25 protein-coding genes and 2 pseudogenes are annotated in these 23,441 nt (G+C 57.2%); 6 read left to right on the forward strand and 21 right to left on the reverse strand.

The features are described 5' to 3' along the window. Positions 1-115: 115 nt before the first annotated feature. Together AF337_RS05945 and AF337_RS05950 are read right to left on the reverse strand one after the other, a co-directional pair. Complete coding sequence (locus AF337_RS05945) at positions 116-739, reverse strand: response regulator transcription factor (RefSeq protein WP_049731392.1); 624 nt, start codon at positions 737-739, stop codon at positions 116-118. Further along, the gene (locus tag AF337_RS05950) at positions 729-2,639 is read right to left on the reverse strand and encodes a PAS domain-containing sensor histidine kinase (RefSeq protein WP_049731393.1); all 1,911 of its coding nucleotides are present in this window, start codon (positions 2,637-2,639) and stop codon (positions 729-731) included. Before AF337_RS05950 ends, AF337_RS05945 begins: the two co-directional genes overlap by 11 nt. 210 nt (positions 2,640-2,849) lie before the next feature. On the opposite strand from AF337_RS05950, the gene AF337_RS46035 reads away from it, so the two are divergent. From AF337_RS46035 to AF337_RS05960, 3 genes are all read left to right on the forward strand, one after another. Then, complete coding sequence (locus AF337_RS46035) at positions 2,850-2,972, forward strand: hypothetical protein (protein WP_280138828.1); 123 nt, start codon at positions 2,850-2,852, stop codon at positions 2,970-2,972. Between the two features lie 74 nt (positions 2,973-3,046). Then, positions 3,047-4,021: an alpha/beta fold hydrolase gene (locus AF337_RS05955; RefSeq protein ID WP_049731484.1), complete on the forward strand. Its 975-nt coding sequence runs from the start codon at positions 3,047-3,049 to the stop codon at positions 4,019-4,021. A gap of 97 nt (positions 4,022-4,118) precedes the next feature. After that, entirely contained in the window at positions 4,119-4,742 is a 624-nt protein-coding gene (locus tag AF337_RS05960; protein ID WP_049731394.1) for a pyridoxamine 5'-phosphate oxidase family protein, read from the forward strand. Positions 4,743-4,882: 140 nt separating this feature from the next. Here the strand turns inward: AF337_RS05960 and AF337_RS05965 are convergent, their stop codons facing one another. From AF337_RS05965 to AF337_RS05990, 6 genes and pseudogenes are all read right to left on the reverse strand, one after another. Beyond that, positions 4,883-5,272, reverse strand: coding sequence for a RidA family protein (locus tag AF337_RS05965; protein ID WP_049731395.1), 390 nt, complete (start codon positions 5,270-5,272; stop codon positions 4,883-4,885). 386 nt (positions 5,273-5,658) lie between these two features. Beyond that, positions 5,659-6,417: an alpha/beta fold hydrolase gene (locus AF337_RS05970; protein WP_049731396.1), complete on the reverse strand. Its 759-nt coding sequence runs from the start codon at positions 6,415-6,417 to the stop codon at positions 5,659-5,661. 98 nt (positions 6,418-6,515) lie between these two features. Beyond that, positions 6,516-7,249, reverse strand: a pseudogene (locus tag AF337_RS05975) (L,D-transpeptidase). Then, a complete protein-coding gene (locus tag AF337_RS05980) occupies positions 7,246-7,776 on the reverse strand; it encodes a VOC family protein (protein WP_049731397.1) in 531 nt (176 codons plus the stop codon). Before AF337_RS05980 ends, AF337_RS05975 begins: the two are co-directional and overlap by 4 nt. Positions 7,777-7,843: 67 nt before the next feature. After that, positions 7,844-8,692: an alpha/beta fold hydrolase gene (locus tag AF337_RS05985; protein ID WP_049731398.1), complete on the reverse strand. Its 849-nt coding sequence runs from the start codon at positions 8,690-8,692 to the stop codon at positions 7,844-7,846. 50 nt (positions 8,693-8,742) lie between these two features. Then, positions 8,743-9,567, reverse strand: coding sequence for an oxidoreductase (locus tag AF337_RS05990; RefSeq protein ID WP_049731399.1), 825 nt, complete (start codon positions 9,565-9,567; stop codon positions 8,743-8,745). A gap of 108 nt (positions 9,568-9,675) precedes the next feature. On the opposite strand from AF337_RS05990, the gene AF337_RS05995 reads away from it, so the two are divergent. Next, positions 9,676-10,536: a LysR family transcriptional regulator gene (locus tag AF337_RS05995; protein ID WP_049731400.1), complete on the forward strand. Its 861-nt coding sequence runs from the start codon at positions 9,676-9,678 to the stop codon at positions 10,534-10,536. 82 nt (positions 10,537-10,618) lie between these two features. Here the strand turns inward: AF337_RS05995 and AF337_RS06000 are convergent, their stop codons facing one another. The 7 genes from AF337_RS06000 to AF337_RS06030 form a co-directional block, all read right to left on the reverse strand. Next, positions 10,619-10,915, reverse strand: coding sequence for a chorismate mutase (locus AF337_RS06000; RefSeq protein ID WP_049731401.1), 297 nt, complete (start codon positions 10,913-10,915; stop codon positions 10,619-10,621). A 41-nt stretch (positions 10,916-10,956) separates the two neighbouring features. After that, positions 10,957-11,541: a hypothetical protein gene (locus tag AF337_RS06005; RefSeq protein ID WP_049731402.1), complete on the reverse strand. Its 585-nt coding sequence runs from the start codon at positions 11,539-11,541 to the stop codon at positions 10,957-10,959. A 48-nt stretch (positions 11,542-11,589) separates the two neighbouring features. Continuing rightward, positions 11,590-11,919, reverse strand: a complete 330-nt coding sequence (locus AF337_RS06010; protein ID WP_049731403.1) for a hypothetical protein — start codon at positions 11,917-11,919, stop codon at positions 11,590-11,592. 34 nt (positions 11,920-11,953) lie between these two features. Next, positions 11,954-12,730: a molybdopterin-binding protein gene (locus AF337_RS06015; RefSeq protein WP_049731404.1), complete on the reverse strand. Its 777-nt coding sequence runs from the start codon at positions 12,728-12,730 to the stop codon at positions 11,954-11,956. Then, positions 12,727-13,581, reverse strand: a complete 855-nt coding sequence (locus AF337_RS06020) for a cytochrome b/b6 domain-containing protein (RefSeq protein WP_049731405.1) — start codon at positions 13,579-13,581, stop codon at positions 12,727-12,729. The genes AF337_RS06015 and AF337_RS06020 overlap by 4 nt, the downstream gene beginning before the upstream one ends. Positions 13,582-13,689: 108 nt before the next feature. After that, complete coding sequence (locus AF337_RS06025) at positions 13,690-14,316, reverse strand: hypothetical protein (RefSeq protein ID WP_049731406.1); 627 nt, start codon at positions 14,314-14,316, stop codon at positions 13,690-13,692. Between the two features lie 68 nt (positions 14,317-14,384). Then, positions 14,385-14,975, reverse strand: coding sequence for a TetR/AcrR family transcriptional regulator (locus AF337_RS06030; RefSeq protein WP_049731407.1), 591 nt, complete (start codon positions 14,973-14,975; stop codon positions 14,385-14,387). Between the two features lie 332 nt (positions 14,976-15,307). On the opposite strand from AF337_RS06030, the gene AF337_RS46455 reads away from it, so the two are divergent. Continuing rightward, entirely contained in the window at positions 15,308-15,625 is a 318-nt protein-coding gene (locus tag AF337_RS46455) for a hypothetical protein (protein WP_425287881.1), read from the forward strand. A 48-nt stretch (positions 15,626-15,673) separates the two neighbouring features. Then, positions 15,674-16,771 (forward strand): IS1595 family transposase, encoded by a 1,098-nt coding sequence (locus AF337_RS06045; RefSeq protein ID WP_049731410.1) that lies wholly within the window; start codon positions 15,674-15,676, stop codon positions 16,769-16,771. A gap of 124 nt (positions 16,772-16,895) precedes the next feature. Here AF337_RS06045 and AF337_RS06050 read toward each other — a convergent pair. The 6 genes and pseudogenes from AF337_RS06050 to AF337_RS06075 all read right to left on the reverse strand — a co-directional run. Beyond that, positions 16,896-17,555, reverse strand: a pseudogene (locus AF337_RS06050) (OB-fold nucleic acid binding domain-containing protein); the annotation flags it as partial. A 1,087-nt stretch (positions 17,556-18,642) separates the two neighbouring features. Beyond that, the gene (locus AF337_RS06055; RefSeq protein ID WP_049731411.1) at positions 18,643-19,500 is read right to left on the reverse strand and encodes a branched-chain amino acid ABC transporter permease; all 858 of its coding nucleotides are present in this window, start codon (positions 19,498-19,500) and stop codon (positions 18,643-18,645) included. 189 nt (positions 19,501-19,689) lie between these two features. Beyond that, a complete protein-coding gene (locus AF337_RS06060) occupies positions 19,690-20,946 on the reverse strand; it encodes an amidohydrolase family protein (RefSeq protein ID WP_049731412.1) in 1,257 nt (418 codons plus the stop codon). A gap of 58 nt (positions 20,947-21,004) precedes the next feature. Continuing rightward, positions 21,005-21,706 (reverse strand): ABC transporter ATP-binding protein, encoded by a 702-nt coding sequence (locus AF337_RS06065; RefSeq protein ID WP_049731413.1) that lies wholly within the window; start codon positions 21,704-21,706, stop codon positions 21,005-21,007. Next, the gene (locus AF337_RS06070) at positions 21,699-22,433 is read right to left on the reverse strand and encodes an ABC transporter ATP-binding protein (protein ID WP_049731414.1); all 735 of its coding nucleotides are present in this window, start codon (positions 22,431-22,433) and stop codon (positions 21,699-21,701) included. Before AF337_RS06070 ends, AF337_RS06065 begins: the two co-directional genes overlap by 8 nt. Continuing rightward, positions 22,420-23,370, reverse strand: coding sequence for a branched-chain amino acid ABC transporter permease (locus tag AF337_RS06075; RefSeq protein WP_244471194.1), 951 nt, complete (start codon positions 23,368-23,370; stop codon positions 22,420-22,422). The genes AF337_RS06070 and AF337_RS06075 overlap by 14 nt, the downstream gene beginning before the upstream one ends. Positions 23,371-23,441 lie beyond the last annotated feature (71 nt).

Below are 23,441 nucleotides of genomic sequence, written 5' to 3' on the forward strand. Positions count from 1 at the left end.
TAGTAGAAGCTCGACTGGCGTATCCGCAAATTGCCTCGCCTTGATGGGACGAAAAACTGAGACCTCGTCAATTCTCCATCGGATGCAGTTGAAAGGATTGAACTAACGGCTGGTCTTAATCCGCTAAAATAGCCGCCATCCTGACTAAATCAGCAACCGACGATGCGCGCATTTTGCGCATCATGTGACCGCGGTGAAGCTTTACGGTGGCTTCCGCCAGTTGGACCTCAGCCGCAATCTGCTTGTTCAGTTTGCCGGCGACAACAAGGGCCATGATCTGCCGCTCACGCGCGGTGAGTTTGGAATATCTTTGGCGCAATGCAGCCGTTTGATCGGCCTCTTCGCGTCGAGCATTATCACTCGCTAAGGCACGGTTGACCGCTTCGAGCAAATCCTGCTCCCGCACCGGCTTGGTAAGAACATCGATCGCACCTGCTTTCATCGCGCGGACAGCCATCGCGACGTCGACATGGGCGCTGATCAGCACCACCGACCTTGGATGCCTGCTTTTCGCCAGCGCCTCCTGAAATTCCAGGCCGCTCTGGCCCGGCAGACGGATATCGAGAACAATACAACCTGCCTGATGCGGATCATCCCCAGCAAGGAACTCCGACACCGAGCCATGCGTTGCGGTGGCCAGACCAACGGATTCGAACAATCCCTTCAAAGCTTCGCGGACGCTTTCGTCGTCATCGATGATGATGACGGTCGGCGGGCCTCTTTTTCGATCATCGGTCATCTGCGGCTGTAACCTCCGCAATCGGCAGCGTAAAAGTGAACACTGCACCAACCTGACTGTCTGCCGCCGAAGCCCAGATCCGGCCGCCATGGGCTTCGACAATGGAACGGCATATTGAAAGCCCCATCCCGATGCCATCTTCCTTCGTGCTGTAGAATGTTTCGAAAACCCGATCCAACGCGTCGGAAGAAATGCCGCGCCCCGTATCCGAGACACTGACTTTCACGAATTGGTGCTCGTCCTCGGCGCATCTGATGGCGATACGCCGGTCTCCTGAAGACGCGGCCATCGCTTCGGCGCTGTTCATGACCAGATTCAGCACGACTTGCTGCAACTGGGTTCGGTCCGCAATGACCTCAAGAGACCGTTGCGGAAGATCGAGATCGAGTTCGATATCTCGGTGACGAAGTTCCCCTCTCAAAAGATCCAGCACGTGATGCAAAGCGCCCTTCAAATCCGTTTGCTCCATCCGGGCCGGTGACTTCTGAGCCATTGCCCGGATGCTCGCGATGATGTCGCCGGCGCGATGACCATCCTTGACGATCCTCTCGGCCGCGAGCCGGGCCTGGTCGATATCGGTGTGTCCCGGCTGCAGCCAGCGCAGGCACGTGCCGGCATTGGTGACGATTGCCATGAGTGGCTGGTTGACCTCATGGGCGATCGAAACGGCAAGCTCACCCGTGGCTGTCATCCGCGTCACATGCGCCAGGTTGCTCTGGCTTTGTCTCAAGGACTCTTCCGCCCGCTTGCGATCCTCGATATCGACGACGACGCCGTACCACCGCACGACATTCCCATCCTTGTCCAGAAGCGGGCTTTGCCGGAGGTTGAACCATCGATATTCGCCATCCGCTCGTCTGATGCGCGCGTCCACCGGGCGACTTTTTTTCGTGACGACGATATCGTCCCAGGCGGCCCGCATCGGCTCGACATCATCGGGGTGAAACATGCGATAAAAGCCGAACCCGACGATTTCCTCGACGGGCAAGCCGACATAATCGATCAGGTTTCGATTAAAGTATTCTAGCCGTCCATCTGGAGTGCAGGACCAGGCCATCGCCGGTATTGTGTTGATGATGAGACTGAGCTTGTGTTCGCTCTCCCTGAGCGCGGTTTCGCTTTCTCTCAGCGCATTCTCTGCAGCTTGCAGATCTTCGATATCGATATTGCAGCCGAACCAACGCACGACGCCGTTGGCATCGATCAGCTTGCGGCCCGAGAAATAGAACCAGCGGTAGTTGCCGTCCGCTCCGCGAATACGACCCTTCAGAACGGTATGGTCGGAATGTTCGAGATCTCGCTTCCAGATGGCGACCATGCCTGGAATATCATCCGGGTGGTAAAGGTCGAGGAAGCCCCATTCGAGGATCTGGTCGGCGGGACGGCCTGCATAATCCAACCAGCTTTGATTGACGAAATCGGCGCTGCCATCCGGTCGCGCCGACCATACGAGTACAGGCAACGAATTGATGATGAGGCTTAGATTCTCTTCGCTGGCGGCAAGCGCCGTTTTCGTCTCTTTCAGCGCATTTTCGGCCTGCTTGCGGTCTTCGATATCAAGCACCACGCCATACCATCTGGCGACATTTCCGTCGGGATCGAACCGAGGCTTTTGACGAAGCGTGCACCAGCGATAGTGGCCGTCCGCGCGCCTGAGCCTTCCCTCGACCTCCCTCGCATTTTTGGAAGCCATGATTTCATGCCATTCGGAAGCGAGACGCGACGTATCGTCGGGATGGAATATTCCATAGAATCTCTCTCCGGAGATTTGCTCGAGCGGCGCCCCGATAAAGTCGAGAAAGTGCTGGTTGGCGAAATCCAGCATGCCATCCGATGTCGCCGACCACACCATGGCGGGGATCAGATCGATGATGGGATCGGTTTCCGGCTCTCTATCCACAACACTCTCCGTGCAGAGTTTGAGACGGCGCCCACAGGCCGAGCCTCATTATCGTCCGCGGAAAATAGTTACGGGATTTCTGTGGGTTGCGTAAGCACAAATCGATATACCAACGTCTACGTCGGCAATGCCATCGTCTAGGCGCGCGGGACCTAGATCGCAATTGAGGGAGAGCGCGAACCCGCTTACTCCTAACCATCGAAGTCCCTGATGAAACGCGACGTCGGCTCTTCCAACGTCGCGTCCAAACTGGGCATTTACGCGCAGCGAAATTGCATTTGCCGCAACCCCGGCCTGGGTGACGGGCCGGACACCGCCTATCGCGTCAACTGATGTGCGGCCTGATTGGCCGGATCAGCCGCCACTCGGCGCCAAATCTTATTCATCTCGATCATTGGGAGACCATCATGCGTCGTTTGATCATATGTCTGATGTTGGCTGCCGCCAGCATGACTGCCACGACAATCGCAAGCGCGGTTCCCGCGCACGCCACGGCCGAAGATCGCCAAGCTCCGGCTCCCGTCCACTACCGCACCGCAAAAATCGACGGCCTCGACATCTTCTACCGGGAAGCCGGTCCGGCCGACGCACCCGTCGTGCTGTTGCTCCACGGCTTTCCGACGTCCTCCCATATGTTCCGAAATCTGATCCCGCTTCTTGCGGACCGGTACCATGTCATCGCACCCGATTATCCGGGATACGGGCAGAGCGCCGCTCCCGAGCGCGGCACCTACGCCTATACGTTTGCCGGGGCTGCCGACATCGTCGATAAGCTGATGCTTCATCTGGAGGCCAAGAGCTACGCGATGTACGTCATGGATTACGGCGCGCCTGTCGGCTATCGCCTGGCGCTGAAACATCCGGAACGGGTCAGCGGCCTGATCATCCAGAACGGCAACGCCTATGAAGAAGGGCTGAAGGAGTTCTGGGATCCGATCAAGACCTACTGGTCCGACGGATCAGACAAGAGCCGCGCGGCGCTGTCCGGCCTCGTCACCCTTGAAACGACCAAATTCCAGTATACCGACGGCATGGAAGACGTGTCGCGCATCAGTCCCGACAACTGGGTTCATGACCAGGCTCTCCTGGACCGCCCGGGCAACAAGGACATACAGCTCGACATGTTGTATGACTACCGCACCAATGTGCCGCTCTACCCTGACTTTCAAAGCTTCTTTCGCGAGCACAAACCGCCCACGCTGATCGTCTGGGGCAAGAACGACTATATCTTTCCTGAGGCCGGCGCTCATCCTTATCTCAAGGATCTTCCGAATGCAGAGATTCACATCCTGAACTCGGGTCACTTCCTTCTCGAGGAAAAGCTCGACGTCGCTGCTCCGCTCATCGATGATTTTCTTGATCGCAACGTCGCAAAGAAGTGACCATCATCATGGTTGCCGGCGGTGCGACCGAGGTTCCGCCAAGCCGAGGTCGCACCGCAGTAGAGCGAGACCACTGTTCCGATTTTTGGAGATCACCATGCCCTACCACTTTCTGGACGTTGCAATCACCCCGAATGTACGGCTGGCACAGGCGGAAATGGGTGCAGATCAGATCTGGTTGGGTGCTCACCATCGCGAGTCGGATAGTTTCACCGAGAGCGAGCTTGCCTTCATTGCCGCAAGGGACAGTTTCTACATTGCCTCTGTGTCGGAAACCGGTTGGCCTTATGTGCAGCACCGCGGTGGGCCTGCAGGCTTTTTAAAAGCCGTCGACCGGAAAACCCTGGTGTTCGCCGATTACAGGGGGAACCGTCAGTACATCAGCACCGGAAACTTTGCCGCAAACGACCGGGCCTGCCTCTTCCTGGTCGATTATCCCCGCAGAGCGCGTCTCAAGATCTACATGCATGTCGAGAAGCTGACACTCGATGCCGATCCCTCGCTGACAGATCTTGTTTTCGACGCCGGCTACCGCGCAAAGGCGGAGCGGATTTTCCGGCTGAGGCTGGAGGCGTTCGACTGGAATTGTCCTCAGCACATCACGCCTCGCTACACCGAACAGGAAGTTGAGACGGCGGTAACGCCGTTGCGAGAGCGCTTGGCCAAACTGGAAGCAGAGAATGCAGAACTGCGAGCTCGGCTGAAGGCACTCGGAAAGTGATTATGGACATCATGCAGTTTCCAAGTTCGTTCGCCTTGAAGGGAATCGAACCAAAGTCCACCGCCTCCGATACACTAATCTAATTTGCTGTATCTTTTATGCTCAGCGTGAAAAGATTCGTTCGCGACACATAGGTTCCATTATCGCTTTACGGCAACACATTTCACTTCAGCGAGGAGTCCTGGGTGTGCGAGCTCAGAGACACCTATCCGAGTCCAAGCGTAGGTTCCCTTCGAAAACACCTCGTTTTTAACCGTCCGAAACACGTCCATGTGCTTGGACATTTTCACGTGATAGCTTGTCATTTCCACGATGTCATCGAACGTGCAATGAGCGGCTTCGAGGACGATTCGTAGGTTGTCCCACATAGCCCTGAATTGCTCTGACGGATCGTGAATAACCTTGAGATCCTTTGTCCGTCCAACTTGGCCAACGACGTAAATTGTGTCTCCGACTTTAACCGCGGGAGCATAGCCTGCGCGGCTGACGATCTCCTGCATCTCGTCGGGTATGATGATCTCTCGATCCATAGTGGTCCTCGTAATCTCTGGTCTGCTTGCTAGCGGCGCTGGAACATGCGTCGCGAGAAAATCTCAAGAGCCCGCTGGGTAAGTCAGTACGAATGGCCAGCGATGTCAGATAATCTTTCACTTCGCCCGCCGGGATGACATTTGCATATTTGCAGTTGAAGTCGAAGAGGTTCATCACGCGGCTCAAAACGGTGACGAACCTCACAAGGTGTCAGGCCAACTTGGCCGATGACGCTCTTCTTCGTTAAGCCAGAGACGGCTGCGTTTTGGAAGGCTCTTCCCAAGCTCCAGGTACATGTCTCAAAATCGCTGAGTCACGTTCCCAGACGGGACGCCGCTAGCAAGTTTATCGAGACAAGCGCCTTATGCAGAATGCTATGCCGCAGCTACTTAGCAGCTTTGGCTGCTTCCTCGATAACCTTTGCGACTGTAGCGGCCTGCGAGATGTAGATAGCGTGGCTGCCCTCGATCTCGGTGACGGTTGAACCAGAGCGCTTGTACATCCAGCGCTCGAGGTCCGGATTGATCGTCTTGTCGTTCTTGGCGACTATTCCGAAGCTGGGTTTGTCGTGCCAAGCGGCAACAGAAACCTGCGCACTGGTGGCAGCAACGGCGACGGGCATCTGAGACCGGGCCATGAACTCGGCTTGTTCCTTGGGCAGATCCGCGCCGAAGTCAGCCGCGAACTTTGCCGGGTCGATAAGCAGGGAGCCATCTTTGGTCGGCTTGATATCATTGGTCGGTGAGGGCATCGACTGGAGCAGTTGTGCGGTGCTTTCTCCCTGTTCCGGTTGAAGCGCTGCGACATAGACAAGTGCCTTGACCTTGGGATCAGCACCTGCTGCCGTGATGATCGTGCCACCATAGCTGTGACCCACGATAACGACGTTGCCGTCCTGCTGATCAAGCACGCTTTTCGTGGCTGCGACGTCCTGATCCAGGCTTGTCAGTGGCTGCTGGACAATGCTGACATTGTAGCCGTCGCGGGTCAGAACGTCATAAACACCCCGCCAGCCCGCACCATCCACGAGCGCACCATGGACCAGCACGATATTGCGCGCGTCGGCTAAGGCTGGCGCTGTCACGGTGGCAGACGATAAGAACACGGCCGTAAGGCCAACAGCTGCTTTATCTAAAATGGACATGGTCAATTCTTCCTTGAGTTTTCTGTTTCGGATGTGTCAGGTCTGATCTCGCCTGATAGACTTATCGCGACCCTGAGAGGGAGAGGCGAAGGTGATGCTCACTGTTTGACGACGATCGGCGCCTTAATCGGCACGCGCTCGTAGAGGTCGATAATGTCCTGGTTCATCAGGCGCACGCAGCCGGCCGAACGGCCTTGCCGATCGAGCGCCATTCCGGATTACCGTGCAAACGGTAGAGCGTGTCTTGGCCGCCTGAGAAGATGTAGAGTGCACGGGCGCCGAGTGGGTTCTTCAGGCCCGGCTCCATGCCGCCATTCTCGATTGAATACTTCGCCAGTTCCGGCTGACGCGCTACCATCTCGTTCGGCGGCTTCCAGCGCGGCCACTTCTGACGCGATTGAATGACGCCGTCGCCCTGCCAGGCAAAGCCCTCGCGGCCGATGCCTACACCATAGCGCATCGCGGTTCCGCCTGGCTGGACGAGATAGAGGAAGCGCGAAGGGGTGTCGACGACAATGGTGCCCGGCGCCTCGCCAGTCGGGTCGAGGACCTGCTGGCGATAGTAGCGTGGATCGATCTGCTTGTAGGGAACCGCCGGGATCAGAAAGCCGCCATCCTGGATCGGGCCATACATGACGGCCAGTTCGGCGTCTGTCGGCGCAGGTGCGATGTGGACAGGGCCGATCGGATCCGGGAGCGGCGTCGACTGTTGCCCCACCATCCAGCCGGTGCCAGCGGTGGAGGCGCACCCTGCCAGGGCGGAGGCCGCAGCCATCGCCGAAAGCGACAGGAGGCTGCGGTGGGATAACGTGGTGTGAAAGCTCACGCTCATTCCTCGTCCTGCCACCTGCGCAGATCCGTTTGGTCGTGATAGGCCATGCGGTCGGGCGTTGTGATAAACTCAATCATCGTGCCCCACGGCGTGCGGCAATAGCAGACCTTGTTTCCATTCCCTTTTTCGGTTGCATAGGGAATATCGCGTGGCGCCGTAAGGGCTGTTCCGCCGGCCTTCTCAAAGCGCTCAACCGAAGCGTAAATGTCGTCGGTGTAGACACCGAAGTGCGTAATGCCGAAGTCGCTCGGTGTAACCGGCTGCGCTTGTTTAGGGCCATGCATTTCGAAAAGCTCGACGTCGGGTCCGGTTCCGATCTTGACCATCGCCTGGGCACGCACGACCGTTCCCGGGAAAGCGCCAGTGGCCAGCTCGAACTCGGGTCCCTGCCGAGGCGGATCCTGCGGCCCGAACGATTGGTAGATCACCTGGCCGCCGAATGCTTCCACCAGGAACGATTTTGCTGCCTCGATGTCGGGCACCGTGATGCCGATATGGTTGACGCCGCGAATGGCAGGTGCAGTCATGACAGTTTTTCCTTTCGTGTTGAATCGATGAGCGCAAACGGGCGCAATTCACCCGGATCGCAGAGTTTCACTTGGGCTTGAGGAAATCGATGAGAGCAGCGGCCACTTCATCCGGGCGCTCGTCCGCCACATAGTGACTGCAGCGGGCAATCGAGCCGCCGGTTACATTTATGGCGAATTCTTGAAGCATCGGAACCATATGCGCGCCAAAGCGCTGCTCCCCGCCGAGACCTAGAACGGGTATCTCGAGCGGTTGTTTTTTGTACTCGAGTGCGGCCGCATGGTCAGCGGTCAAGATGCGATACCATTCCATGCCACCACGAGTGCGCCCGGGAAGTGCCATTGCCTTCGCGTAGATCTCAATGTCTTCAGGATCGAAGGTGCTGTGATCGTAGAACCGTTCAGCCATGAAGGCCGAGATATAGTCATACTCACGGCCATGGATCAGGCGCTCCGGCAGGTCGCGGTTCATGTGGAAGGCGAAGTGCCAGATCTTGGCGGTTGTCGCCTCCCACTGGCTCCATCCGGGAAGCGGGACATCGAGGACGGCTAGGTGAGTAACCACGTCCCGATAGATGGCCGCCTGCGGCAATGCCACCATGCCGCCAATGTCATGGCCGCATACGGCGTAGCGTTGATGTCCGAGGGCAAGCATGACCTCGTGCGCGTCTCCCGCCATCGTCGCCTTGTCGTAGCCGTCAAGCGGGCAGTCGGAGAAACCCGCACCGCGTAGATCAATCGCCACCACGCTGAATTGCTCGGCCAGCAGCGGCATCACATGGTGCCATTCCCACCAGGTTTCCGGCCAGCCGTGAAGCAGAAGGATCGGTGGGCCAGAGCCGCCCGTAACGGCGTTGATCCTGATGCCATTCACCGGCACCATTTGTTGGGTAAAACCTTTCAACTTCGCGATCATAATGACCTTTCCAGTCGATGTTGCGTTCAAACAGAGCTGACGGCCAGCGCTTAGGGCTGGTCGAAATCGGTGGCGATCGAGATGTCGCGCCAGGTATCGATATCGCTGCGGAAGGAAGCCAGCTTTCGCTCAGCGATCGAATGCGCGACCGGACCGAGCGGCAGATGAAGCGGGGCTTCATCGGCGTCAACCGCCTGCAGGATCACAGCAACCGCCTTGTCGGGATCACCCGCTTGATTGCCGTTGTTGGTTTCGCGATAGTGCCTGCGCGAGGTCGCGGCATACTCCGGCATCTCGTTGGCTGCCATCGTGATCGAACGGCCAAGGAAATCGGTGCGAAACGGCCCAGGCTCGACGATCAGCACGCGGATGCCGAACGGCTTCAGCTCGCCGCAGAGCGCTTCGGAAACCCCTTCAACTGCAAACTTGGCTGCATTGTAATATGCTGCGCCGCCGCTCCCCGCGATCCCTGCGCCAGACGACATGTTGACGATCACTCCGCCCGAACTTCGCAGGGCAGGCAAGGCTGCCCTGGTGGTTTCGATAAGACCAAAAACGTTCACCTCGAACATCGGTCGATATTCTTCGGGCGTGCCTTCCTCGAGCGAGCCAAACAGTCCGTAGCCGGCATTGTTCACCAGCACGTCAAAACCTCCAAATGTCTCGACCGCCTTTGCGACCGCGGCATTGGCCGCCGCCGCATCCGTCACGTCGAGCGGCAACGTGATCATGCGCCCCTCGAATGGCTGAGCCATTTCTTCGATCGTTTTGACATTGCGGGCCGTTGCGATGACCCGATCGCCGCGCTGTGCTGCAGCGATCGCGAGCCGTTGTCCGAAGCCGCTCGAGCAGCCTGTGATGAACCATGTTTTCATGACGTTTCTCAGCTTGTTTTCAGATGATCACTTGAATCTAGACGTTTATATTTGTACTTGAAGTGACAGAATTGTAATTTCGATGTTCATTTTTGTAAGGGTGGGGCCGTGGAATGGAGTGACGTGAAAATCTTCCTTGCTATTGCGCGATCTGGTACGCTCGGCGGCGCTGCGCGCTCTCTTCAGACGAGCCATCCGACCGTCGGCAGACGGCTGCGTGCCCTTGAGGAGGCGATCGGCCACACACTCTTCCAGCGGACCGCGGACGGTCTTGTCCTGACCGAAGAGGGCCATGGAATCATCGCGTTGGCAGAGCAGATGGAAGAAGGCGCGCTGGCCATGGAGCGCAGGCTTGCGGGGCAGGAGCAAAACCTCAAAGGCAATCTGCGCATCTCATCAGCCGACTGGTTCGGGGCCTATGTCCTGCCGCCCATCCTTGCAGATTTTTCGAGCGCGTACCCCAATGTCGACGTCGAGATCCTGACCGGTACACGTCAGTTCAACTTGGCCCAGCGTGAGGCCGACATCGCGTTTCGTATCGTTCCCTTCAACACTGCGGATGTGGTTCAGCGGCGGCTTTTCAAGCTCGAATACGGCGTCTACATCGCCGAGGAGTCGCCTGATCCGAAATATGGCGACGGGACTGGTTTCCGGCTGATCACCCACGATACATCGACCGGGCAGTTCCCCGATATCGCCTGGCTCATCGAGAGTTTCCCCAACGCGAGGCCCGTCCTGCGATCAAACAACCGCAACGTCCAGGGGCGCATGTGTCGGCAAGGCGTCGGGATCGCCGTCCTTCCCCGCGTGGTCGGCAGTCAGATCGCGGGTATCCGCAGGCTGGAACTGCCGACGCCGCCGCCGGCCCGAGACATCTGGATGGGATATCACCGGGACCTAAGACGTCTTCAGCGTCTTCGTGCGTTCATCTCGACCGTATCTGACCATGTCGCGAATGCCCCCGCATAGTAAGCCGCCCGAGAATATTTAATTTTCCCTGCCGGGCGACTGCATTCAAAAGCTGCGGTAGGAGACAGGCTCGGCATACACTTCACTTCTTGGCCGCAATTTCCCTGTGCCGCTCCACCACAGCACCCACGATCATTTTCATCAGCCCCTCGACAAAGTGCTGACTGAGGCCAACATCAATGGCGATGTTCCTCAGTCGATCCAATTGGCGTCGCTCCCGCTCATTGTCGATCGCCGGCATCGCCTGCTCGGCTTTCAAGCGGCCGACTTGCTCGGTACAGCGAAAGCGCTCAGCCAGTATACAGAGGAGAGCTGAATCCAGATTGTCGATGGTCCTCCGATAGGAAGCGAGTTGCTCTGCTGTATCATGTGTCGTCATTTGAATATCTTCCAAGCGGTTTCGTTGGCGCGAGGCGGAGCTTACGAGATGGGATGCATACTGCGACGCAACAGTGCGATCGTCAGCCATATTGCCGAAACCAGGAAATAGAATGCCCCGACGCCAGCGTACCCCGCGACCGTGGAGATAGAAGGCTCCTGCGGCATCTGCGCTTGAAAGATGAAGAGCGCGCCGGCCACAGCAGATTGGCCACCGCTCAAAATCATCGCCCACTGACCGCCACTCGTTGTCCAACGCCGCACAGCAGTCCCAAGCTGCAACAGCCCTGAAAAGATTGCCCACAGGCCGAAAGCGCCGAGAACACAGTTCATGTTCATTGTCAGCGCCATGATCACGGCGATCGTCATGACCGAGCTCGCGGCGACGTTGATCGCCTGGCTCCGGTTGGCCGCAAGGCCACCGCTCCTGGCCGCATCGACAACGTTTGCGAGTGCATCCCAAGCCGGATAGACGATCAGCTGGGTGGCAGCAACGGCAAACGAATGCCGTCCGGCGGTCAATGCAGCCGCGACCCACAACACTGAGAAGGCCGCTCTTGTAAAGTAATACTGCTTGAGCCATTGGTCGTTGGTGCTCGCGGCACGGGAGATCTGGTTGTTCGACATTGTTTTCTTCCACTTCCTTGATTGATGAAATTGCTCACGCGGATTCTGTCACAAGAAGCCGACATGCTTGCCAAAGGGGGTATTCTCGTCCCACTCATGTCGGCCGATCCGATCGCTTTCGCCGGAGAGTTTCCCGACCGGCTCGTCGGAAATCTCGATGTCTTGTGAGCTATCGCGAGACGGAACCTTGGATCCCCCGGCCTCATTGCTCTCCAAGCGCATGCGTTTCTCGAACGCCTCGTTGATCGCCCCTTGCCGCCTCGCGACCCGTCGGCCGTCAGGATCCGAGAGGATCGAATTTGTTTGGCTGATCTCGACCTGTCGGGAAGACGCGGTCGCTGAAATCGGCATGACTTTCTGGATTTTGCGTCTGCGCATGAACTGTCATCCCATGGTTCACCATTTGATGGCCTTAGATGCCGGCGTACCATTCGTACCCGCGGTCTTCCCAATAACCGCCGTTCCCGCCCCACAGGCCGGCGAAGCTGTCGACCAATTCAATGCGCATGATGTACTTTGCCTGCTTGTAGCCGAGCTGCCGCTCGACCCTGAGACGCAAGGGAGCGCCATGGCCGACGCTGAGGTCCTGGCCGTCCATCTGGTAGGCAAGGATGGTTTGGGGATGAACCGCATCAACGAGATCGATGCTCTCATAATAACGGCCACTCCCATCGAGTGTCTTTTCGAGCTCGTCGGCGCAATGCAGCACGACAAAACGCGCTGTCGGCTTGAGCCCAGTCAGACGCAGCAGGCTGGCGAGCGGTACGCCCGTCCATTTGCCGATGGCGCTCCAGCCTTCGACGCAGTCATGGCGGGTGATCTGGGTGCGGGAAGGAAGCGCCTTCAGATCGGCGAGCGAAAGCTCTCTAGGCCGATCGACAAGACCGTCGATTTTCAATCGCCAGTTCTCGAACTTGCCTTCCAACAGCTCAGCATATTCCTCGCTGTCGGGCGCACTCGTTCCATTGACGCGGAAGGAGGGAGAAATGTCCTTTTCGCCAAACTCACGCGCCAAGGCATCGCGACCTTGAAGTAGTCTCTGGGCCTTCATGGTCAGGTGCTCGGCTGAGCGCAGGACATTGGCGACGTTTGCGTTCTGATCCAGCAGATCGCAGCCCGACAGGGTCAGGGCGCTGGCGCCAAGGGTACCGCCGATCAGAAAGCTGCGTCGGGTGAGAAGCTTGCTCATGATTGTGGGCCTTTTTCCTGGATCGCGTAGCGTCCGGTGATCATCGAGCGCATGTTGTTCCAGGTCCCAGACAGGACCACCATTGCCACATGGACGATGACGAAGATGATAAGCGCCGACGCGGTAATGAAATGGATGGTCCGCGCGGATTGGCGTCCGCCGAAGATGTCGACGAGGGCGGGGAAAGCGGCGTCAACCCCGGGTGACATCGTCAGGCCTGTCAGAACCATCATAGGCAGCAGAATGACAATGACCGCCAGATAGGTGAGCTTTTGAAGTGCATTGTAATGTTTGGCCTCCTTCCCTTCCGGAAAGCGTAACCGAGCGTGGTCGAGGATTTCACGGCCGAGGTGGCCCGGCGAAAGCTCATGGTGCTTTGGTGCCAAGTCTTTGCGGAAATGTCCGCTAAGCAGGCTGAAGCCAAGGTAGAAAATGCCATTGATCACAAAGAGCCAGGCGAAGAAGAAATGCCAGCGACGTCCAGCCGCAAGATCCTGAAACGATGGGATGGTTGCCCAGGACGGGAAAGCTCGCGCGGTCGGTTCCCCATCAACATTGGAAACCCCGAAGACGCCGGTCGTTGGTACCTGCAGCCCCGCGAAATGCACGAAGCCACTTGGCTTGCCGCCTTCGTCCTTAGAGCCGACCGTGAGCACCACAGGATCGCCGTCCGCGCCATAATTGCCCCAGTAGAGCTCGGGGTGGGCATTGAATATCTGCAATCCGCTCAAGAGAAGGAAGCTCAGGCAGAGCACGTTCAGCCAGTGCGTCAGCCGGGTCACGACGGAGTGGCGGCGGATGAAGATCGTGCGAGGATATTGAACATTGTGATTGGAGGCGTTTTCGCTCATCTCAGCGTCTCTGGTCTGTGACATCTCACGGCTGCAGATCAAGCAGCATCGATCTTGATTTGCTGGCCGAAGCAGTGGGGCGGCTGCTCCGACCAGTGACGACGTGGCTTACATGGGCGGAACCACGCCATTCTGGCCGACGACGACCTGATGGGCGATGGGGCCCGTCGCCGCCTTTTCGGCAGTGATGAAGACAACAGCACCGGGAACGAGATCGTCCTTGGTTGCACCAGCGATGGTCACGACGGGTGTCCCATCCGGAATGGCGATCTTCTTTTCCTTGCCATGATAGGTCACGGTTACGGTCCGGCCATCGACGCCCTTGACCGCATCTGCGACCGTCGCATTGGTCATGCTGCTGTCGGGCTTCAGATCCCAGCCGTAGCTGCCTTCGCCGAGGCCCTTCATCGCCGGCGGGAAGATCAAGACTTCGAGCGCGCCATCGCCACCCCCGGCGTTCGGCAAGGATGCAATGCCGACGAAATCACCCGGCTTGATGTCGGTTACCTTGGCATCTGCGACGCTTGCGACCTTCCAGTCATCGGCAAGTGCGACATCCACCGTCTCGCCCTCGCGAGTCTTCACCTTGAGCGTGGATCCGGCATAGGTGACGATGCTGCCGCGGACGTGGATTGGCGCTGCTTTCTTTTCTTCGGCACGGGCGGGCGCCGCAACGGTTGATACGGAAAGGATAGTCGTCAGGCCAAAAGCCAGGACAGGGAAAAAGCTCTTCATTTTCGTCTTCCTACTAGTTGGTAGTTTCGCTGAATGAAATTTACCTGAGTAGCCTAGCCACCGCAGGATTAGTGAGAGGCGATCGGAGTCAGTCGGTCAAGAGCTGGTGCCAGTATCGTCCCAAACACCTCCGGTTTCCCGTAGGCTCTCGCCGATAGCATTGCTCCATACACCGTCGCCAGAAATGCTTCGGCTTCAACATGAGGATCGCTGGAAAGGTTCAGAGCGCCTTGCCTGGAGCCACGCTCCATCACCCTCGTAAGCCACGACGAAATGAAGCGAAAGAATGCCGTCACCTCCTTTGCGACTTCCGGCGGCAGAGACGGCAACTCGCTCGCAAGCATAGCGCACACGCAATACGGTCTGCTCGCATCCTCGATGCATTTGGCCCAGTGGTTTGCATAGACCCTGAGGATGTCCAGCGCATCTGGAACGCTCTGTTCAAGGGCCGCTATACTCGCCTGGCCGTCTTCGCGATAGCGTTTGACCAGTTCACGCACCAGATCGATCTTGCTGGGGAAATGGTGGTGGATGCTGGCTTTGCGGATTCCGACCACTTCCGAGATGTCGGCATAGCTGAAGCCGTTATAGCCTCCACAGATGATCAGGTTTCGGGCGGAGGCCAGGATTTCGTCGGAGGTGGTTGAAAGATTGCTCATGAAGCCTGTCTACCTTCTAGTAGGCAGAACGTCAATAGCAAAATTTCTTGAATTCTCCCTCGTCGAAATTGTGATGGCTTTTCGCGGCTTGCTTTCCCTGCAGAAGGTCGCTCCGACCGCGCATGCCGACTGTATCCTCCTGCCGTGCTTGTCGGATCGAATTGAAGAGAGCATCGCCGTCGGCAATCGCGCTTTCGGTCCTTACCATCGAGCGGCCGGCCCAACGACGCGAAACAAGCCACGTGAATAGCGCCGCGGTGGCGTAAACGCCGGGCTGCGCCAGGTTTGACCATAGCTCCGGCGCGTTCTCGTAAGCCGATCGCACAGTCAGGATGGGCAGCGAGTCATTGCAAAGCGGCTTGAAGGGCGGCTTTGCAATGAACCAGGGTCGTATCGAAGACTTGAACGCCCACATTATCCTGGTTCAGCAGCATGCCCACCTCCGTACAACCAAGGATAAGGCAGTCGCAGCCTCTATCGATCAGTCGCCGCGCAATCAGTTCATAGGTCAAGCGACTTTCCTCGCGAACAACATCGCGACACAGTTCGTCATAGATGATGCGATGGGTTTCCGCTCGATGGGGTCAGAACAAGAGCAGTCCGAAATCGTACGCGGCCTTTATCAACCAAAGACAGCAAAGTCCTTGTAGTATAGCATCTTCCGTGCGATTCTCCGGTCCGCTCCGGAGGTGACGATTATGTCTGAAATGATAGTGGCAACGCTTTCCAATATTCGAACAGTTGAAGACATGATTGCCGCATTCCGAGACGAAGAGCATTGCCGTCGTTTGCTGGAGAGCATGGTGTGGCCGAATGGTAGGATCTGCCCGGCCTGTGGTTACAAACACTCGATCGCGATAGCTGGTCGAGACGTAGGCAAGCGCCGTGCGCGTCCGGGTCTCTATCAATGCTCCAGCAGTGATTGCCGTTTCCAGTTCACGGTGACAACGCACACCCCTCTGCATGCCACGAAACTCCCCTTGCGCACATGGCTCAAGGCGATTTGGCTGTTGCTGCAATCGGACAAAGGCTTGTCCTCGATCCGTCTCGCCGAGACACTCGGGGTGAGCCAACCGACCGCCTGGCGGATCGGTCACGCGCTGCGCCTCATGGTAGCGCGCGAGCACATGCTCGATGGCACGGTGGAAGTTGACCATTTCTATCTTGGTGGAAGGCCAAGAAAGCAGCCTGATGGGTCGCCACCGGGGCGAGGCCGCAAGGGGCAGACAAAAACGGAAAAGACGCCAGTCGTGGGGATCGTGCAGCGGCCGGCAGACGTCACTCCCGGGTCGAAAGCGGGTGATGCCCGCGCCGCTGTCGTGACCGGCCTTTCATTGCGTGCTGCCGTGAACGCAATGACAACACAAGTTGAGCTGCATGCGCACTTGATGAGTGACGAGGCTAAGGCGTTCGTGGCTATAGGCGAAAGCTTTGCCGCACACGAGACGGTCAATCACTCCAGTCGCGAATATGTCGGGGATTCCCTCCACGTCAATTCAGTTGAAGGGTTCAACGCTCGAGTTCGGCGAACCATCGCAGGTGTTTTTCATCACATCAGCCCAGAACTTGCCGACCTCTATTTCCATGAAATCGGCTTCCGTTGGTCCCAGCGTATTGTCACCGGCCAAGCCGTGCGAAAGAGCAGAAGCGGCAAGGAAAGCATGAGAACCCTTTGGTCACGCGTGCCGCCCGCACTGCAGTTACTCCAGGTGTTCCGTGCTGCTACTGGCCGTCAAATGCGCCGAAGCCCCGACGGCGGCATCACTATCAAATCTGCCGTGGCTGTCTTTGGTTGATAAAGGCCGCGTACGATTTCGGACTGCTCTTGTTCTGGCCCCTGATTGTACGTGTGCTGAGGCATTTTCCAGTGGTCGCAGCTCGCCTTGAACGGAATCGAATCGGCGATCCTTCAATTTCACTCTATTTGAAATCCCGCGTCTTCACCCTGATCTCGTCGAGATGAAGATAAGGATCGACTATATCGCGCGGCCGCGGCCCCTTCGGCAGCCCACGCGGATCGGGCCGCGGCGCCCCATGATGAAATTCGTCGCCGCGTCCATGCGGCAGCGGAAACGTACCATCGCGCTCACCGACGCTCGCCAATTCGCCCGAGAGATCGGCCAGGCGATGGGCGACCAGATGAACCACATCACCCTCGCGCTGGATGCGGCCATAGACGCCGAGCATGCCCGCGCCGAGCACGACACGGCGGTACTTCTCGAAGACTTTTGCCCAGACCACGAGATTGGCGATCCCGGTTTCGTCCTCGATGGTCACGAAGAGCACTCCCTTGGCCGAACCCGGACGCTGGCGCACGAGCACGAGGCCGGCCGCTTCGAGCCATTTGCCATCGCGCGCCTGCATAGCGTCCATGCAAGTGACGATGCGGCGGCGGGCGAGATCCGTCCGCAGAAACGACAGCGGATGATCGCGCAGTGTCAGCCCGACATGGCTATAGTCGGCAACCACTTCACCGCCTGACGTCATCGGTCTGAGCGTCACGACCGGCTCGTCGATTTCAGCGACGGTGGCCTCTTCCCGCGCCGATGCAGCGGCAAACAGTGGAAGCGGCTCTCTTCGCTCGTCGGGGCTGAAAGCACCTGCAATGCTCACAGTGAAAAACGCCTGCCCGGCCTTTCTCGCCGTAGGTGCAGTGAAGCTGGTCGCCGTGACACCCTTGTCACCCTGGGATGACCCGATGAGGCGCCTGATTGCAGCGTCCGCAGTCAGCGGTCCTAAGGGCTCAAGTCCCAAGCTATAAACGAGGTCCCCGTTATTATTGACGAGGGAGATTCCATCATATCCGTGTTCATTGCTGAATTGCCTTAGCCACTGATCGAGCTTTGCGTAATTGGTCAGAAAGTATTTTGCCTTGTCCGGCGCGCCGTCTGAAATGCTCTGGCCCGCCTCTTTTCTTTTAGAGAGGCCGGACACGATTTCCGCAGGCAGCATCCTCAGGCCGTTGTTGGTGTCGTCGAAGAGTTGGACCAACCCGGGATTGGCAGCCAGTGCTTCGATCTCAAGATTCATATTGCTCAACTTCGATGCGACTGCTTCGCGTTTCGTGGTGGCTATGTATTCGAGATGCTTTCCAATGAGATCTCTAGCCGCGGAGAAGGAGGTGACACCGGCAAAGGTTGCAACAACACTGCAAGACAAGACCGCTATGCCGACCATCAGCGTTGGAATCTTCCTGCTAATGGTCCAATGGAACCTTGTATTGAATACGTGCCGCATTCGACCTTCTCCCCAAAATCTACGACTTGGCCTAAAGCGCGTCCCTTAGAAGCAGCATACTAAGTCAACGAGATCACGATCAGCGTGCGCCCCCAAATGGAAAAGCCTTCTGCCGCATCTGACCGTGAGGCATTGCCTCTTGTCGCGGTTGCCCAACCGCACGCGGGAAGCACCACTTACGTCTCAGCGCTGCCCTCCTCCGAGGCCAACTCGGTAAGAATCTACCCGCCACTTTTTCTTCAAGTCGGCCAAACTTCGAGCGACTTGGGTAAAATTGCGCAAGGGCTGCAGGATGGATAGACAGACTGCCGAAGGGTGCCCGATCCCGGCCATCTTGCATCACCGGCCCGCATTGCGCGTCCATAAATGCGTCGCAATATTTCCAGCCAAGCGATGAGAGGCGTTCTCGTGTTGCCCACTCTTGAAAAACTCAAACGCCCCGCCCCGAAATCAGGCCCCGCGGGCGGAATTTGACGAAGATAATGGCCAGGACGAACACAAGGACGTCGGCAATCACGGGTGTCATCACCCAGGGCAGTGCGGCACTGAGAGTACCAATCACGCCGGCACCAGCAACGGGACCTGCAAATGACCCGACGCCGCCAACCATGACGGCAACGAACCCTTGGATCAGGAATCGAATACCGAGGTCGGCGAAGAGTGAAAAAACCGGTACAATCAACGCACCAGCGAGACCAGCCAAGGCAGCTCCAAAGGCGAAGGTTATGCTGTATATCGCACCACTAGATATTCCGGACGCCCGGGCCAGCGACGGGTTTTCGAGAGAAGCTCTGATGCGTAGCCCAAACGATGTGTAGGCTAATAGTGCGTAACTGCCGGCCATGACTACCAGTGTTAGAATGACAATAACGCAGCGCCAGACTGCAAAATGCAGAGGCCCAATGGTGAAGGAGCCTCCAATCGGCTCAGGGACTGATAGATAGAGGCCGCCAATTAGTCCTCGCACCACTTCGCGGATAATCAACCCAAGAGCATACGTGCCAAGCATCGCGACGATCGGAGCAGCGTAGAATCTGCGGACCACCAATTTCTCCAGGACAAACCCCAAAGCGCCGACCACGAACGGGGCGGCTACCATGCCCAGTGTGACTGGAAGGCCCATGCTATATGCCAGATAGGTCACATAGGCACCGAGAAGGACAAACTCTCCTTGTGCAAAATTGAACACGCCCATCATGCTGGCGATGATCCCGAGGCCGAGCACGACCAGAACCACGATGGCGCCGAAGCTTAGAATTTCAAAGAGTGCGACAATCAATGTGTCCATGTTACTTTCCCGGTAATTTCGAAACGTGTGAGATGCCCTGGTATGATTGTCGAGACGATGGGCGGGTGCGACATGGCGGAATAGGACTTGCAGCACTCAAGACCCCATCAATAAGTCACGCCTATTCATCGAATGCCGTTCTTCGACTGAGATACGCTGCCGGCTTCGCAACAGCATGCATCACATCAATCAAGTCAGTCCGAAGAACCGCTTTGCATTTTCGCCGAGTATTTGTACTGCCAAACGCTCGGCGTTTCCCGATCGGAAGTACCTGCTCGCCGCCTTTTCCTGCAAAACGTCACCGATGAGCTGACGCGCAAACGTTATTGCGGCGTAAGACTCTTCGACATGCTGACAATCGCCACCGATCATCATCCGCGAGTTGTCTGGCAACACTTCGATAGCTTCATGCAAGGCGAGTTTGAAATGGGAGGGGCTCAATAAGAAGGACCAGCACAAATCCAGCCAGACATTCCTATAAACAAACGCCATTCCGAGGAGGTCACGGCTCCATGGATATGCAAGATGCATGAGCAAGAAGCGCGTCTTGGGATGACGCTCGATCAGCCCGGCGATACGAAGCGGGTGTGAACCTCTCAAGATGGCGGTTCCGAGATGAGTTTGAACCGGGAGGTCGAACTCGGCTGCAAGCCTGCAAAACAGGTCTACAACGTAGTCCCCGAATGCTTTGCGAGCCGCATTGGATGGAAAAGCCTGTCCCCATGCTTCCCGAGCCAGGCTCTCATTCGGCTCGTCAAAATTCAGATCTCGGTCATACGCGAGGGCGTTCTTGAGAGCCACTTGATTGCGACCGCGGCAGCCTTTGACAAGTTCGCGGATGGCGCCGCAATAATCATCAAAGGTCTTCGGCTCCATGCCGAGCCGCTTTAGCAGCGCGTGACCCGAATTCCCGTTGTGGTCTCGTGATTCAGGATGCCAGCCGAAGGCAAAAGCGTTGATTCGGAGCACGGCGTCGTAGTTTTCTCCGAAAGCCGCGCGCGGCTCGAATATCGGATCAAGGTACGAGTCAGTTATGACTCTACTGATTCCGGCGCGTTTCAGCACCTCTTTCGGCCACGTCTCTTCGTTGTGACGCGATCGGACGGACGCATCAACGGCCTCCCAATTTCCGCGCGTGATCCCAACCTCGCTGAAGCCGTGCAGGTCGCTTATTCCGCGAACGAGATTTGTAACGAAGGCGTTTGAACTGCTGTTTTCCAGAAACGGAGCCAGGGCTTCCCAGGTGGTCGCCATGGTCGGGGCCGATAGTACATCGTGGGTAGCCTTGGGCTCCGATGGCAGTACGTTGCTGGTCCAAGCGGCATAGCTCTGTTGAAATAGCTTCAACAGGTTAACGTCACGTCTCAGGGTGATCTGAGGTATGTGATGTTCATGCACATCCGTAACTTCGGCCAAATTAACGACTTGCTTGATGGCTTCAGACATCGCCTGGGTCTCCTGAGTTGTTCAAAAGTGATAATTCGCGAGCGACGGCTGCTACGCGCTAGGGTGCGAGATATTTCAAGAGTCGTGGATCATCGCGCACTTCCGAAGAAGGTCCGGCCAGCGCGACCCCTCCACGATCAAGCACATAGGCCTGGCTCGCCACTCTCAACGCAAGGTCCAGATGTTGCTCGACAACGACCACGGCGATATCCTTCGCCAGATCAATGAGCCGCTCGGTTATCTCCTCGACAACCCCAATCCACACACCCTCTGTCGGCTCATCAAGCAAGAGCAGCCGGGGCTTTGGAAGCATCGCACGTGCTATCGCTAGCATTTTACGCTCACCGCCTGAGAGCGTTCCAGCAGCCTGACCAAAGCGTTGGCCAAGTTTGGGAAAGATCGTAAGAACGCGATCGAGGGCATCCCGTTCACGCGAGGCAATCATACCGATAGCAAGGTTTTCGCGCACCGAAAGGCGCGCAAACACCGAATGCTCCTGCGGCACATAGCCGATACCTCGCCTTATCCTCTGTTCGGTAGGCAAACTGCCAATATCGCCGTCATCCAGGTTGATGGAGCCGCCGCCCAAAGGAAGTTCCCCGACGATGGCTTTTAGGAGCGTTGTCTTGCCGGCACCGTTACGCCCCAGCACGGCCACGCCGCCTTGCTGTGGCACATGCATGTTGACACCGAACAACACCTGGCTACGTCCATAGCCCGCGCTGAGATCCTTCACGTCAAGTAATTTGTTGTTAAGCACGGCGGAGATAAACCTCCTTGACCCTGGAGTTTTCCTGAATCTCGGGCACAGTGCCGGAGCATATGACAGTGCCCTGATCGAGCACGGTGAGCCGATCGCAAATGTCCCGAATGAAATCGAGATCATGCTCCACGATGATCAAGGAGCACTTAGCCTTTATCGGCCGCAGCAACTCACCCGTGACGCGTCGCTCCTCATAACTCATGCCACCGGTAGGTTCGTCGAGGAGCAAGAGCTTCGGCTCGCCTGCCAGCGCCATGGCAATTTCGAGCCACTGCTGCTGGCCATGCGAGAGAGCCGCTGCAGGAAGGTACGCACGATCTGCCAGACGAAACTGTTCCAGAGTATTCATGACGCGGTCATGCAATGCGCGTCGGCTGCGAGAGAACACTAAACTCACCAGCGAAAGCTTGGCTTGCAGCGCAAGTAAGACATTGTCGTAAAGCGTCAGCGCCGGCAGGACATTCGTGATCTGGAACTTGAGGCTCATTCCCTCGCGGGCGCGCTCGGCAGGTGAAAAACGGGTAATATCGACACCTGCGAATACCACTCTGCCCCTGGTCGGACTTTCCGCGCCAGCCACGCACTTCATGAGGGTACTCTTGCCGGAGCCGTTTGGACCAATAAGGCCGTGAAACTCGTTCTCTTGTACAGCGAACGCTGCATCATTGAGCGCAGTAAGCTTCCCGAACGTCTTGTTAATGCCAGTTACTTCAAGCAGCGTCATTTTTTCCTCGCTTCCCCGGGCGGCCAAATGCCCCTACCCGTTCGCGCTCGCTTAGGAGCAAACTGACAAGGCCCGCGGGGCGAAACATGATGACAAGCAGCAACAGCACGCCAAGGATGATTGGCCAAAAATCCTGAAAGGAATTGGAAAGCCAGAAGCTCAGGGCTTCGATGACTACTGTCCCAACGATTGCACCGACAAGTGTACCGGAGCCTCCGAAAAGTACATAAAGCACAACCTGCGTCGACATTACTACGCCTAGAACGTTGGTTCCGACGAAGCCTTCGTGAAACGCGTAAAGGCTACCGGCCATGCCCGCAATCGCGCCGCTGATCGAGAAGATCACTGCTTTCAAGTGCTGAGCTTTATAGCCAAAGAAGCCAATTCTGTATTCGTTCTCCCGCAACCCCGCCAGAGCAAGACCAAACTGCGAGCGAAGAAGATAACGAGACAGCAGATAGACGATTATCAGAATTCCGAGAGCCAGATAGTAGAACGTCGAACCCTCGTTCAGCTCATATGATCCAATGGTCATAAGCTGAATAGACGGAATCCCATTCTGACCGCCGAGATACGATGACCCCCCCGCAAGTCGGTCAGCGGCGTAAGCACCGGTCATCGTCCCGAGAGAAACAAAAACGATGCTCGATGGATGACGGCCCAGCAGGAGGAAGCCGGCAATCAACAGGGCCACGACGAAACCGATCAGGGCGCCGACGGGTAGCACAACGAAAATCGAAGCAATATTGAAGTCCCGCGAAAGAAGAGCGACGCCGTAGCCCGCCATCCCGAAAAAAAGCGACTGACCTAAGCTAAGGATTCCGGCGTATCCCCACACCAAGTCAAACGATAACGCGAATAGGCACAGGATCAGAACGCGAGTTGCGAAAATGGTTGCATAGTCTTGAAGCACGAACGGCACAAGCATCGCGACCATGAGCAGCGAGACCTCGAGCGCCGGAAGAATCCTCCGGCGCTCGGTTGATTTATGTGGAGTTTCCGTCCGCC

This window comes from Rhizobium ecuadorense (assembly GCF_001187535.1).
In the GTDB taxonomy this organism is placed as follows: Bacteria; Pseudomonadota; Alphaproteobacteria; order Rhizobiales; family Rhizobiaceae; genus Rhizobium; species Rhizobium ecuadorense.